The sequence below is a fragment of the Halomonas sp. CKK8 genome, from assembly GCF_029625235.1.
Lineage (GTDB): Bacteria > Pseudomonadota > Gammaproteobacteria > Pseudomonadales > Halomonadaceae > Halomonas > Halomonas ventosae.
Genome location: NZ_CP121193.1, coordinates 308,312 through 321,462 on the forward strand (window position 1 = coordinate 308,312; position 13,151 = coordinate 321,462).

10 protein-coding genes are annotated in these 13,151 nt (G+C 62.1%); 8 read left to right on the top strand and 2 right to left on the bottom strand.

Translation table 11 applies throughout. The features are described from left to right. Positions 1-55 precede the first annotated feature (55 nt). Positions 56-982 carry a helix-turn-helix transcriptional regulator gene (locus tag P8934_RS01500; RefSeq protein ID WP_278032591.1) on the bottom strand — a complete coding sequence of 309 codons (927 nt, stop codon included), beginning with the start codon at positions 980-982 and terminating at the stop codon, positions 56-58. Positions 983-1,659: 677 nt separating this feature from the next. Between P8934_RS01500 and P8934_RS01505 the strand changes: the two genes are divergently transcribed. The 8 genes from P8934_RS01505 to P8934_RS01540 all read left to right on the top strand — a co-directional run bounded on the left by P8934_RS01505 (position 1,660) and on the right by P8934_RS01540 (position 11,277). Next, the gene (locus P8934_RS01505) at positions 1,660-2,793 is read left to right on the top strand and encodes a C4-dicarboxylate TRAP transporter substrate-binding protein (protein WP_278032592.1); all 1,134 of its coding nucleotides are present in this window, start codon (positions 1,660-1,662) and stop codon (positions 2,791-2,793) included. Positions 2,794-2,858: 65 nt separating this feature from the next. Further along, a complete protein-coding gene (locus tag P8934_RS01510) occupies positions 2,859-3,374 on the top strand; it encodes a TRAP transporter small permease (protein WP_278032593.1) in 516 nt (171 codons plus the stop codon). A gap of 4 nt (positions 3,375-3,378) precedes the next feature. Then, on the top strand, positions 3,379-4,677 hold the full coding sequence (locus tag P8934_RS01515; RefSeq protein ID WP_278032594.1) for a TRAP transporter large permease: 1,299 nt from the start codon (positions 3,379-3,381) through the stop codon (positions 4,675-4,677). 217 nt (positions 4,678-4,894) lie between these two features. After that, positions 4,895-6,454 (top strand): acyl CoA:acetate/3-ketoacid CoA transferase, encoded by a 1,560-nt coding sequence (locus P8934_RS01520; protein ID WP_278032595.1) that lies wholly within the window; start codon positions 4,895-4,897, stop codon positions 6,452-6,454. A gap of 66 nt (positions 6,455-6,520) precedes the next feature. Beyond that, positions 6,521-7,711: a thiolase family protein gene (locus P8934_RS01525; RefSeq protein ID WP_278032596.1), complete on the top strand. Its 1,191-nt coding sequence runs from the start codon at positions 6,521-6,523 to the stop codon at positions 7,709-7,711. Between the two features lie 140 nt (positions 7,712-7,851). After that, positions 7,852-8,925, top strand: coding sequence for a hypothetical protein (locus tag P8934_RS01530; RefSeq protein WP_278032597.1), 1,074 nt, complete (start codon positions 7,852-7,854; stop codon positions 8,923-8,925). Between the two features lie 192 nt (positions 8,926-9,117). Further along, on the top strand, positions 9,118-9,858 hold the full coding sequence (fabG, locus tag P8934_RS01535) for a 3-oxoacyl-ACP reductase FabG (protein ID WP_278032598.1): 741 nt from the start codon (positions 9,118-9,120) through the stop codon (positions 9,856-9,858). 129 nt (positions 9,859-9,987) lie between these two features. Next, entirely contained in the window at positions 9,988-11,277 is a 1,290-nt protein-coding gene (locus P8934_RS01540; RefSeq protein WP_278032599.1) for a multidrug effflux MFS transporter, read from the top strand. Between the two features lie 63 nt (positions 11,278-11,340). On the opposite strand, the gene P8934_RS01545 is transcribed toward P8934_RS01540, so the two are convergent. Next, a complete protein-coding gene (locus P8934_RS01545) occupies positions 11,341-13,026 on the bottom strand; it encodes an electron transfer flavoprotein-ubiquinone oxidoreductase (protein ID WP_278032600.1) in 1,686 nt (561 codons plus the stop codon). Between the last annotated feature and the right edge of the window lie 125 nt (positions 13,027-13,151).

Genomic DNA, 13,151 nt, shown 5'->3' on the forward strand with positions numbered 1-13,151 from the left:
GGGCCGATGGGTCGGTGCCTGGGAAGAGGGGGCTCACCCTGTCGGAAACAGGGTGTCAACCGCTGTACTTGGGTGCCGCCACGGCAACGCGTGGCGCCATCACGGAGCGACTGAGGCTGGCCAACTCCTGGAAGCACTCCTCGACGGTCCGCCCTGTAGTCTCGAGGATGTGGTCGGCCTGGCGATACTCGGCGTCGCGCTCCGTCAGGATCCGGGTGAGGTCTTCCTTGGCCATCTTAAAGTTGTTGCCCTCCAGGGGCCGCATGTCACCTGCTGCCATCAGTCGGTGCATCAACTCGTCGGGAGAGGCCTTCAACCAGACCGTGTAGAAGCGGCTGAGCAATCTCTGGAAGGTCTCGGGTTCGGTGACCAACCCACCACCTACCTCTAATATCGACTGCGGGTAGGTTTCGACCACATGCTCCAGGGCCTGGCGCTCCAGGCGACGATAGGTACGCTGCCCCCCCAGTTCCAGGACTTCGCCTACCTTCATGCCGCCCTGCGCCTCGATGATCTGGCTGAGGCGGATGAAGGGCAGGTCAAGTTCAGCCGCCAGCAACTCGCCGAGCGTCGTCTTGCCGACAAACCGGATGCCGATCAAGGCGATACCGGACTGCCGGGTACGAGGGGGGGCGAAGTGTTCCGCAAGCAGCTGGTAGGCCTCCTCGAGCTGGGCAGGGGAAAGGCGTTGCAGCAGGTCGTTGAGCGAGGAAGGAAGCGTCTGCTGGTCGGAGGCAGGCAGCAGCCCGTGGAGCGGCACGACCATGGCCTGGGCCAGCCGCTGCAGTAGCTCGATCGAGATATTGGCCTTGCCGGTCTCGATCTGGGCCAGGTAGCGCTCCGAGATACCCGATTGAGCCGAGAGGTGTTTGCGTGCAATACCGCGACGAGCGCGATAGGCACGCACACGCGCGCCGATGGATAAGGCGAAGCTGGGCTGGGCCTCTTCGGCGTCGCTGGCGCCCTTTTCTTCTGGTTCCATGAAAGCCCTCGATGGCGTCTGGCAACAGGTGCCTGTTCACGGCGCGGGGGGACTCTCTCGTCATCCCTCACCCTGAATCGGTATGATATAAGCATTATAATGCACGTTAGCCGGTGAGCAATATCCCTCTAACTCTTCGCGTCCTGTCGGCCTCCCATCGACCTTCCAGGCCAGGGCTGAGGACGCCAGGCCTCCTCTTACCAGGCTGATAGACGGAGATGTCGCCATTTGGCGGCTTTCCGACCAAGCAAGCTCGGCTTGCCCCCACCAGAACACCTCCTGCTCCTCCCATTGAGACTAAAGTCGGGTTTCGGGCGGGTGGCGGAAAGGAACTATAATGCATGCCGCTGCACTGGAGTTCCCCATGCCTCTAGCAGCCAGCTCTTTTCAGCACTGGTATTAGCCATAAGAGCCTGCCCACTCCGGGAGCGGCGTCAGCCCCAGGGGTGAGGCGATACAGCGAGGGGTGCTCCATATGGTGACGGCAAAGCGGGTGGGCCGAAAGTGCCTTTCTGTATGCCCGCGGGCATCGGCTGCGATGTGGTCGTGAACGGACGCCGAGAGCAAAGGGACATGACTGGTATGGCAGCGCCATCGAAGCAGAATGGGGCTCCCCCAAGGAATACCCTCATTGCTGTCGGGAGTGCATCACCAACAAGATCAATGAAGCGAGTGCCATGATGAAGATCAAATCAGTAGTGAAGGGCCTGGCCGTGGTGGCCATGGCCGGGGGCGTGATGGCCCAGACCGCGCATGCCCGTGACCTGCGCCTGGCACCCGGGGTTCCCCCGGCTCACCCGGCGCATACCCCCCTGTATACCGAGTTCGTGACCGCCCTGGAAGAAGAGTCCGAGGGCCGCCTCAGTGGAAAGATCATGGGGACCGAGATTGCCTCGCTGGGCAACATGCGCACGGCGTTGCGCAGTGGCCTGGTGGAAGCCGGCCTGCTGCTGCCGGCCTACTTTCCCGCGGACCTGCCCAACTTCAACCTGATCGGCGATATGGCGCTGCTGGGGACGAACTCCTTCGCCATGAACGGCGCCGTGACCGAGTACATCGCCACCTGTGACGACTGCCAGGCCGAGCTCAATCAGCTGGGCATCGTCTATACCAGCACCCACACGACCGATGTCTATCACCTGCTGACGAACAAGCCGGTGACCACCGTCGAGGACCTGCAGGGCATGCGCCTGCGCGTAGGCGGCCCACAGTACTCCCGCTGGCTGGAAGCCATGGGCGGCACGCCGGCCAGTACTCCGGTCGGCGAGACCTTCGAGGCGCTGTCCCAGGGTGTGATCGAGGGCTCGATCGCCTCCTCGGCCGATATCATCTCGTTCCGCCTCGAGGATGCCATCGACTACCTGACCTATATCGGGCTGGGTACCTTCCACAGCACGATTTCACACGCCACCGGACAACAGGTCTGGAGTTCGCTGTCGCCGGAGGATCGCGAGGCCATCGCTCGTGCCTCGACCCGGGCCAGCGCGCTGGCGACCCAGCGCTGGGCCTACGAGATGCCGGCTGAAGCAGAGCAGGTCGCGAAGGATAGCGGTATCGAGATCCTCGAGGCCGATGAGTCGCTGCACGAAGCGACGGCTCGTTTCGCCAAAGAGGATCTGGTCTATGCCGCCGAGCAGGCCGAAAGCCGCTACGGCGTCAGCGATGCGACCGCCAAGCTCGAGCGCTTCCAAGAGCTGGTCGAGAAGTGGAACGGCATCATCGAGGAAATCGGTGAAGATCCCCAGGCCGTTGCCGACGCCATCAACCGAGAAGTCTGGGACCAGGTGGACTTCACCAGCTACGGCACCTGAACTTGCTGCTTCCCGGGGCCACCGCGGTGGTCCCGGGCTTTTTCCTCGAGTCAGGAGGTTATTTCATGGCCTGGTTATATCGTCTGGTAAACCATGTATCCATGGGGCTGGGGTTGCTCGGCACCATCTCCATCCTGCTGATGGTGGTGCACGTGACGCTGGATGTCATCCTACGCTCCACGCTGTCTACATCGGTCCCGGCCACGCTGGAGATGGTCACCCGCTACTACCTGATCACCCTGGCCCTGCTTCCCCTGGCCTGGGTGGAGTGGCGCAAGGAGATGATTGCCGTCGAGGCCCTGGAAAGCCTGATGAGCCCCATGCTGATTCGGGCCTCCGATGTGCTGGTCTCACTGCTTTCGGCAGGAGTCTACGGCGTCTTGATGGTCGCGACCTGGGGGAAGGCCATGGAGCAGTTCCAGATCGGCTCCTATGTCATGTCGCTGAACTTCCCCATGCCAGTCTGGCCCACCTACTTCGTGTTGCCACTGGCGTTCGGCTTGGCCGCTATCGTCTGTCTCATTCGCCTTCCGCTGCTGGCCAGCGGCACGGCCTATCCCGCCGACTCGCAAGAAGGGTAACTCCATGTCTGTTGAAATCGGTTTCTACGGGCTCGCGGCACTCCTGGCGTTGCTGGCATTACGCGTCCCCGTGGCGTTGTCGCTGATCACCGTCTCGATGGTTGGCATCAGCGTGATGTTCGGCTGGAACACTGCCATCGGCATGCTGTCGTCGACGCCCTACGAATTCATCGCCAAGTGGACCCTCAGCGCCGTGCCGATGTTTCTGCTGATGGGTTTCGTCTGCTTCCATACAGGGCTCACCAGTGGCCTGTTCAATGCGGCCAAGGTGGTCTTTCGTTGGTTGCCGGGTGGTGTGGCGATCTCGAGCATCTTTGCCAGTTCGGGGTTCGCCGCAGTCAGTGGCTCGAGCGTGGCCTGTGCTGCTGCCATGGGACGCATTGCCATTCCCGAGATGGTCAGTGGTGGTTACAAGCCCAGCTTTGCCTGCGGCACCATCGCCGCGGGAGGCACCATCGGGGCGCTGATTCCGCCGAGCATACTCATGATCGTGTACGGGGTCTTTGCCCAGGTGTCGATCACCCAAGTCTTCCTCGGGGGGATTACCATCGGCCTGCTGACCGCGATCAGCTATAGCATCGTGATTCTGCTGGTCAGCTGGCGTCGCCCGGACATCGTGCCTCGCCAGGCGGTTGATACACGTGATATCGGCGCCAAAGAGGCACTGGTAGAGATCTGGCCAGTTCTGGTGCTGGGCTTCCTGGTCTTTGGTGGGCTGTTTTCAGGCTTCTTCACGGCCACCGAAGCCGGGGCCGTGGGAGCGGCCGGCGCGATACTAATCGGGCTGGTCCTGCGCCGGCTGAATGGCAAGGTGATGAAGGCCGCGCTGCTCGAGACGCTCTCGACCACCTCGGCACTGCTGATCATCGGGGTGGGGGCGAGCATGTTCACCCTGTTTCTCAGTCTGAGCGGCCTGGCGGGCTATATCACCAGTGCGGTGACCGGCTGGGACCCGAGCTACCTCCAGCTGATGCTGGTTGTGGTGGTGATCTATCTCTTCCTCGGGCTGTTCATGGAACCCTTCGGCGCCATGCTGGTGACTCTGCCGGTGCTGCTGCCGGTGTTCGAGCTCTACGATGTCAGCCTCATCTGGTTCGGGGTGTTGCTGGTCAAACTACTCGAGATCGGCATGATCACACCGCCGGTAGGCATGAATATCTTTGTCATCAAGGGCGTGGCGGGTCAGTACGCCTCCTTGATGGATATCTTCAAGGGGGTTACGACCTTCCTGGTGGCGGATATCGTCGTGGTCGCACTGGTGACCTTCTTTCCGCAGATCGTGCTGTTTCTTACTGGAAGTTGATGCTGGTAATGCCTTTGGGCATCACAAGCAGGCGTAGTGCCGACTGGGTTTTCCGATCGAGAAGATATCGCTGCGAGATGGGCTGATCGTGTAGGTACCCCCGATAAAGTCACAGTACTGATGACTTGAACGGTTCCTGCTGTCGCTAGGGTTGCGGGACCTGCCGGCCCTGAACGGCGTATCCAGAACGCCGACAGATAATGATGGGGTAAGCATTGTGAGCAAGGTAGTAGATGTCCATACCGCGGTAGGGCACATCAAGCATGATGATACGGTGGTCTGGTCCACAGCGGGCCTGGCCGGGTTCGCAGAGGAGGTGGCGGCGGCCCTCGAAACCCGGTTCCTGGAAACGGGCGCGCCTCGCAACCTGACCGTGGCACATAGCTGCGGATGTGGCGATGGCAAGGACAAGGGCATGAGCCATCTGGGCCATGAGGGCCTGGTCAAGCGCCTGGTCAGTGGCCACACCGGCCAGGCCCCGCGGATGGGAGAGTTGGTCCTCGAAAACAAGATCGAGGCCTACCTGTTGCCGCAGGGCGTGATGGCGCACCTCTGGCGGCACATCGCCGGCAAGACCCCGGGGGTAATCAGCAAGGTCGGCCTGGGCACCTTCGTCGACCCCCGCCTGGAGGGGGCCAAGGCCAACACCGTCACCACCGAGGACCTGGTCAAGCTCATCGAGCTGGAAGATGAAGAGTGGCTGATGTATCGCACCTTCCCGGTGAATGTGGCGGTGATTCGAGCGACCACCGCGGATGAGAGGGGCAACCTGACCCTCGAGCGGGAAGCGATCTTCCTCGAGCAGCTGTCGATGGCCCAGGCGGCCAGGAACAGCGGTGGCATCGTCATCGCCCAGGTGGAGTACCTGGCCTGTGCCGGCACCCTGCACCCGCAGAAGGTCAAGATCCCGGCCGACCTGGTCGACTACGTGGTGGTGGCCAAACCCGAGAACCATACCCAGACCATGGCGACCTACTTCAACCCGGCCCTCTCGGGCGACCTCAAGATGCCGCTCGGCGGCATCAAGCCAATGCCGCTGGATCCCCGCAAGGTGATCGCCCGCCGGGCGGCCATGGAGCTGGTGCCGGGTGGAGTGGTCAACCTGGGCATCGGCATGCCCGAGGGTGTCGCCAGCGTGGCGGCGGAGGAGGGGGTCAGTGATCTGATGACCCTGACCACCGAGCTGGGCACCTACGGTGGTGTGCCGGCCAGTGGTGGTGACTTCGCCACGGCCTACAACGCCGAAGCGATCATCGACCACGGCTACCAGTTCGACTTCTACGACGGCGGCGGCCTGGACGTCTGCTTCCTGGGGCTGGCTCAAACCGACCATGAAGGCAATCTCAACGTCAGCAAGTTCGGCAAGAAGGTGGTGGGGCCCGGCGGCTTCATCAATATCAGCCAGAATGCGCGCAAGGTGGTGTTCTGCGGCACCTTCACCAACGGCAGCAAGATCGAGATTGTCGATAACAGGATCAATATCCGCGAGGAAGGCAGCCGCCAGAAGTTTGTCGAGCGCGTCGACCAGATCACCTTCAGTGGGCGTTATGCCCAGCAGGTCGGCAAGCCGGTGCTGTATGTCACCGAACGCTGCGTGTTCGAGCTGATCGATGGCGAGATCACCCTTACTGAGGTCGCCCCCGGCATCGATATCCAGCGCGATATCTTCAGTGCGATGGAGTTCACTCCGAAGGTCTCGCCGGATCTCAAGGAAATGCCCACGGAACTGTTCAAGGAGCAGTGGGGTGGGCTGCGTGACACCCTGCTGGACAGGTAACCCCTGACTCGCCGCTCGCCTCAATCCCTGGCGAGCGACACCCGGCCGACAAAACAGGAGTCAACAATGTTCAAGAATGCCTTTATCCCCTATGGCGGCTATTACAGCAGTCCCTTCTGCAAGTGGCAGGGAAGTTTCGCCAACACCAATTCGATCGAGCTGGGGGCGGCGACCAGCAAGCGCTGGCTGGCCAGCCGGGATATTGATCCCGCCTTGTTCGGCTACCTCTACCTCGGCGTATCGGTGGGCCAGAAGGCCATCTTCTATGGGGCGCCCTGGGCGGCGTCACTCATCGGGGCGGAGGGAATTCCCGGGCAAAACGTGACCCAGGCCTGCGCCACCTCGACCACCGCGGTGTTCAATGCGGCGTCAGCCGTCGAGACCGGCAGCTTCGAGACCACCTACTGCCTGCTTTCCGACCGCACATCCAATGCCCCCCATACCATCTGGCCCAACCCGATGGGGCCCGGGGGTGAGGTGATCGCCGAGAACTGGAACATGGACAACATCGCCGCCGACCCGGCTACCGGCAAGGACATGTTGACCACGGCCGAGAACGTCGCGCGCGAGCATGGCTTCACCCGTGAGCAGGCCGATGAGCTGACCCTGCGGCGCTACGAGCAGTATGCCGACGCCCTGGTCGATGAGCGGGCCTTTCAGAAGCGCTACATGTTCCCGGTCGAGGTCCCGGTTTCACGCAAGGAAACCAGGTTGGTCGAGGCCGATGAGGGCGTGACACAGACCACGGCCGAAGGGCTGGCCAAGCTGCGTACCGTGCAGCCCGAGGGTATCCATACCTTCGGCTCCCAGACCCATCCGGCGGATGGTAATGCCGGGATCATCGTCACCACTCGCGAGCGGGCGGCCGAGCTGAGCACCGATGCTGGCCTGGTGGTGCAGGTGCTGTCCTACGGCCACGCGCGTACCAAGCCAGCCCATATGCCGATGGCGCCGGCCTCGGCGGCTCAGCGTGCCCTCGACCAGGCGGGCCTGAGCATCGACCAGATCACCACTATCAAGAACCACAGCCCGTTCATCGTCAATGACCTGCACTTGGCCAAGGCGATGGGCCTCGATGCTGGCCAGTTCAACAACTACGGCACCTCGCTGGTGTTTGGCCATCCCCAGGGGCCGACCCTGGGACGACTGCTGATCGAGGCGATCGAGGAGACCGCCCTCAAGGGAGGTGGCTATGCCCTGATTACCGGCTGTGCCGCAGGTGACTCTGCGGCGGCGCTGATCGTCAAGGTGGGGTGATTCAGCGGGTGCCTACGAGCAGTGGGCAGGCCGGGGTGCCTGCCCTTGGCAAGGGAACGCAAGTACTACAAGGGGCTACCCCTTGACATGGCTTCTGGGATGGAGCCTTTCAAAACACAACAGTACGGAGAAAAGAAAAGATGCAACTCAAGAACAAACTCGCACTTGCCGTAGCCATGGCCTCCATGTCCTCGCAGCTTCATGCTTTTGAGGTCGCAGAAGTCGACGGTACGACCTTCAGCGTCGGTGGCTACGTCAAGGCGGAGGGCATTTTTAATGATCCTGACGGTGGGGATCGCTCCTTTGATGGAAGTGCTCGCCAGTCGCGGCTCAATTTCGAGGTCGATAGCACGGTAGAGGGCCACGATGTGACGGCCTTCGTGGAGGGGGACTTCTGGGATAATGCCACCGACACAGCCGACAGCAGTTACGCCATGCGTTTGCGTCATGCCTTCATAAAGGTCGACAACCTGACGCTTGGCCAGACGTGGAACGGTCAGTTCTTCGCCAATGCGCCATTCGATGTCGAAATTCTGGACTTCTATGGAACGGGGATCGGTAGCGTCGCCGGAAGTGGGGCCGTCGTCCGGCCGGATCTTGTCCTGCATTATACGCCCGGTGGTTTTCGATTTACCTTCCAGGACCCGATCTACAGTGATGCCGACATGCCTGACTTAGTGGCGTCTTACACATACCGTACCGAGGCCGGGCATGCGTTCAATGTTGCTGCTACCGGTCGCGAAGTGCAAACGGGTCTCGATGATTCAGAGTTTGGGGCTGCTGTCTCCCTGGCCGGTAAGCTGAACTTTGGTGATACCGCGCTTGCCCTGAGTGGCTATACGGGGGAGGGCAACAATGTGTATTCCGGGTGGGGCTATAACGGCGCGGCAGCTCCGGCCCCCGACTCTTCCTTTGAGAGAAGAGGTGAGGTTGATGCGTCCGGTGAGCTGGTCAGCACCACAGGCTTGATCGCTGGTGTCAGCCACCGATTCACAAAGAGCCTTCGTGCCAACATTCGCTATGGGCAGGTGAAGGCCGATGAGGTGGCGGCGACGGTCGAGGACGATACGCTTCAGTTCACGAATATTAACCTGATCTATACGTATCTGCCTGGCCTCGACTTCGGTATTGAGTGGCGAGATCGTAATTCAGGGACAATGCCGCTGCGTCCCGGTGGTCAGCAAGTCGAACTGATGGCCATGTATAAGTTCTGATAGGATGAAATTTGGGTAAATCATCACCCTTTTTTTGATCGTTTAAAGGCGAGTCACCGACCGGTAAGACGTTCGATGATTCGCCTTTTTATGCTGGGTAATGCACGTTAAGCTAATGCTAAAGTGATAAATGGATTGTGGTGGCGTGACGCAGAGCCGATTTGCACCCCCTTTGGTCGTTGAGGTGAGTCTATGAAGTTACTTGAACGCGTAGCTGTGGTGACTGGTGCGGGACGCGGCCTGGGGGCGGCCATGGCCAGACGCCTGGCGGAGGATGGTGCCCGGGTGGTGATCGTGGACATCAATGGCGAGGACGCCGAGCATGCGGCAGCGGGACTCGTTCAGGATGGCCATGAGGCTGTGGCGGAAGCTTGTGATGTCACCAGCCGGCAGCAGGTCGCCGAGGTGATGCAACGCGTCAAAGAGCGATTCGGGCGACTGGATATCCTGGTCAACAATGCCGGTATTACGCGAGATGCTTCGTTCTTCAAGATGACCGATGAGCAGTGGCGCACGGTGCTCGATGTCAACCTGACCTCGATGTTCATCTGCACCCAGGAAGCCGCACGTCACATGGTGGAGCAGCAGTCGGGACGGGTCATCTGCATCAGTTCGCTCTCCGGCAACGAGGGGAACTTCGGCCAGGCCAACTACTCGGCCGCCAAGGCGGGAGTCATCGGCTTCGTCAAGAGCCTGAGCAAGGAGCTCGCGCGCAAGGGGGTGTTGATCAACGCCGTGTCACCCGGCTTTATCGAGTCCGAGATGACCGCGCAGATTCCCGAAAAGATCCGCGACAAGCTGATCGGGCGAGTGCCCCAGGGCCGCGGTGGCCAGCCGGAGGAGGTGGCCGGTGTGGTGGCTTTCCTGGCCTCCGACGATGCCGCCTACGTGAATGGTCAGACCCTGAACGTCAATGGCGGGATGTATGTATAAGGAAACTTGTGATTTCTGCCATGGCGATCTGAACGTTGTGAACATTTTCCTGGCACCATAGGTTCACAGCGCCGAACGCTGCGAGTTTGATCTCTCGGCTTACCCGACGAAGCGGGCACGGTATACGGCATGACGCAGTACCGTGCTCGCTTTCATGTTGCCAAACATAACAAGATCAAGGAGGACCGAGTGCTCGGGCTGACTTCCCCTGCCACCATCATCGTCCTGGCCGCACTGACGGCCCTGGGGCCCCTGGCTACCGACATGTACCTGCCAGCAATGCCGGTCATGGCAGAAGCCCTTTCCACTGGGCCCGACCAGATTCAGCTGACACTGAGCCTCTACATGGCGGGGTTTGCCATGGCGCAGCTATTCTGCGGACCGATCTCCGATCGCTTCGGGAGGCGCCCGGTGATGATCGCCGGCTTTACCCTCTTTCTGGCCGCCAGTCTGCTGTGCGCCTTCGCCCCCAGCATTGAATGGCTGCTGGCCGGTCGCTTTCTGCAGGCCTTCGGGGGTGCCACCGGCCCGGTTCTGGGGCGCGCCGCGGTGCGCGACATCTACGGCCCGGTGGAGGCCGGCCGCGTCCTCTCCTACATGGCCAGCACCATGGCGATGGCCCCTGCCTTGGCTCCAGTAGTGGGAGCGGGGCTGCTGCTGTTCTTCGGCTGGGAGTCGGTCTTCCTGCTGCTGGCGGTATATGCCGCCATCATGCTGCTGATCCTGGCGCTGCTGATGCCGGAACCGCTGTCTCCGGAGCGCCGGCAGTCAGTGGCCCCCAGAGTGATACTGGCCAACTACCGCATGCTGCTGACCCAGCGCCGCTTCGTCGGCTACACCCTGATCAACGCCAGCGGCTTCGCCGGCCTCTTCGCCTTCCTCTCTGGCTCCTCCTTCGTGCTGATCGAGTACATGGGACTATCGCCGTTCCAATACGGCTCCGGCTTCATCTTCATCGTGTTGGGGTTCTTCTCCGGCACATTGTTCAGCGGCCGCTACAGCCACCGGCTGGGACGCGACCGCCTGCTGATGCTGGCCACAATGCTGTGTGCTCTGGCCGGCACCACCATGGCGCTCCTCGCAATAGGCGGCATTCACCAACCATTGGCCGTGATCGGCCCGCATATCCTGTTCCTGTTCGGCTTCGGCATCGTGATGCCGCAGAGCATGGCCGGCGCCCTGGCACCCAACCCACAGTGCGCCGGCTCGGCGTCGTCGCTGTTCGGCTTCCTGCAGATGACCATCGCCGCCCTGGGCGGCGCCCTGGTCGGCCAGTTCCACGACGGTACCTCACGTACCATGGCCATCGCCATCGCACTAGGGGGGCTCGTGTCGCTTGCGGCCTATGTGGGACTGATCAGCTCGCGCAGGAGGGGGCTGGCATCTCCCGCGCAAGCTGTCGGCAAGGATAGGCTCTGAGAATCTCGCGACGGTTCATCACCCTGCTACGACGAAGAACCAACCAATGAGTTGGCCCATGTTCTACATATTCGGATAGTTCGGCCCGCCGCCGCCCTCCGGCGCCACCCAGGTGATGTTCTGGGCCGGGTCCTTGATATCGCAGGTCTTGCAGTGCACGCAGTTCTGGAAGTTGATCTGGAACTTGGGGTTTCCTGCGTCATCCTCGACCACCTCGTAGACCCCGGCCGGGCAGTAGCGGCTTGCCGGCTCGGCGTACTCCGGCAGGTTGTCGCGGATCGGCAGCTCCGGGTCGGCCAGCTTCAGGTGACAGGGCTGGTCCTCCTCGTGGTTGGTGTTGGAGAGGAATACCGAGGAGGGCTTGTCGAAGGAGAGCTTGCCGTCGGGCCTGGGGTAGTCGATCTTCTCGAACTCGCTGGCCGGCTTGAGCGCCGCGTGGTCCGGGGTGGTGTCGTGGACGGTGGGCAGCTTGCCCCGCAACAGCTGGTCGGCGAAGTTGTAGGCGCCGCCCATGACGGTGCCATACTTGTGGATCGCCGGGCCGAAGCTTGAGCTCTTCTTGAGCTCGGCATAGGCCCAGCTCGCCTCCCACTTCTCGGTGAAGGCGGTGAGTTCCTGGCCCCCTTCATCGCCTGCGGCGCTTGCTTCACGATCGTTTAGCGCCTCGAAGACCGCCTCGGCGGCCACCAGGCCGGACTTCATGGCGGTGTGCAGGCCCTTGATCTTGGCGAAGTTGAGGGTGCCGGCGTCGCAGCCGATCAGCAGGCCCCCGGGGAAGGTCATCTTCGGCAGGCAGTTCAGCCCGCCCTTGGCGATGGCCCGGGCGCCGTAGGCGACCCGCTTGCCGCCCTCGAGGTGCTTGGCCAGCACCGGGTGGTGCTTCATGCGCTGGAACTCGTCGAAGGGCGAGAGCCAGGGATTCTGGTAGGAGAGGTCCATGATCAGGCCCACCACCACCTGCTGGTTGTCGCCGTGGTAGAGGAACCAGCCGCCATGGGTGTGCTTGTCCAGCGGCCAGCCGGAGCCGTGCAGCACCAGGCCGGGCTCGTGCTTCTCGGCGGGCACGTCCCACAGCTCCTTGAGGCCGATGCCGTAGTGCTGCGGGTCCTTACCCGCGTCGAGGCGATACTCCTCGATCAGGCGCTTGCCGATATGCCCCCGGGCGCCCTCGGCGAACAGGGTGTACTTCGCCCGCAGCTCCATGCCCGGCATATGGCCGTCCTTGGGCTGACCATCGGCGCCCACGCCCATGTCGCCGATCAGGATGCCCTTGACCACGCCCTCCTCGACGATCGCCTCCTGGGCGGCGAAGCCCGGGAAGATCTCCACGCCCAGCCCCTCGGCCTGCTCGGCCAGCCAGCGGCACAGGTTGCCGGCGCTGATCACGTAGCGGGGCATGTCCCCGCCGGTGTTGTGCATGGAGGGGGGCACCAGGGCGTTGGGCAGCTTCTGGCCCTTCTCGGCGTCCTTGAACAGGTAGACCTCGTCGCGGCTGGCCGGGGTGGTCAGCGGTGCGCCACGCTCCTCCCAGTCGGGGAACAGCTCCTGCAGGGCGCGGGGTTCGAAGATGGCACCGGAGAGGATATGGGCGCCGACCTCGGAGCCCTTCTCCACCACGCACACGGAAAGCTCCTGTTGCGCCTCGCTCGCCTGCTGCATCAGCCGGCACGCCGAGGCCAGCCCGGAAGGGCCCGCGCCGACGATGACGACATCGAATTCCATGGATTCGCGTTCGACTTGTTCTGTCATGTCCTACCTCCTGTCAATATGGAAATGGCGGTCAAGGGAATTCCCTTGACCGCCACCTTGGATAAACCGACAACCGGGACATCTAAATGGAGAGAGGTGAGGGCGACCCGATAAAGATCGGCGTT

Excerpts from the sequence above, each read along its gene's own strand:
- P8934_RS01545 (WP_278032600.1), bottom strand. The coding sequence starts at position 13,026 with ATGACAGAACAAGTCGAACGCGAATCCATGGAATTCGATGTCGTCATC.
- P8934_RS01515 (WP_278032594.1), top strand. The coding sequence starts at position 3,379 with ATGTCTGTTGAAATCGGTTTCTACGGGCTCGCGGCACTCCTGGCGTTG.
- P8934_RS01525 (WP_278032596.1), top strand. The coding sequence starts at position 6,521 with ATGTTCAAGAATGCCTTTATCCCCTATGGCGGCTATTACAGCAGTCCC.
- P8934_RS01530 (WP_278032597.1), top strand. The coding sequence starts at position 7,852 with ATGCAACTCAAGAACAAACTCGCACTTGCCGTAGCCATGGCCTCCATG.
- P8934_RS01505 (WP_278032592.1), top strand. The coding sequence starts at position 1,660 with ATGATGAAGATCAAATCAGTAGTGAAGGGCCTGGCCGTGGTGGCCATG.
- P8934_RS01500 (WP_278032591.1), bottom strand. The coding sequence starts at position 982 with ATGGAACCAGAAGAAAAGGGCGCCAGCGACGCCGAAGAGGCCCAGCCC.
- P8934_RS01510 (WP_278032593.1), top strand. The coding sequence starts at position 2,859 with ATGGCCTGGTTATATCGTCTGGTAAACCATGTATCCATGGGGCTGGGG.
- fabG (WP_278032598.1), top strand. The coding sequence starts at position 9,118 with ATGAAGTTACTTGAACGCGTAGCTGTGGTGACTGGTGCGGGACGCGGC.
- P8934_RS01540 (WP_278032599.1), top strand. The coding sequence starts at position 9,988 with ATGACGCAGTACCGTGCTCGCTTTCATGTTGCCAAACATAACAAGATC.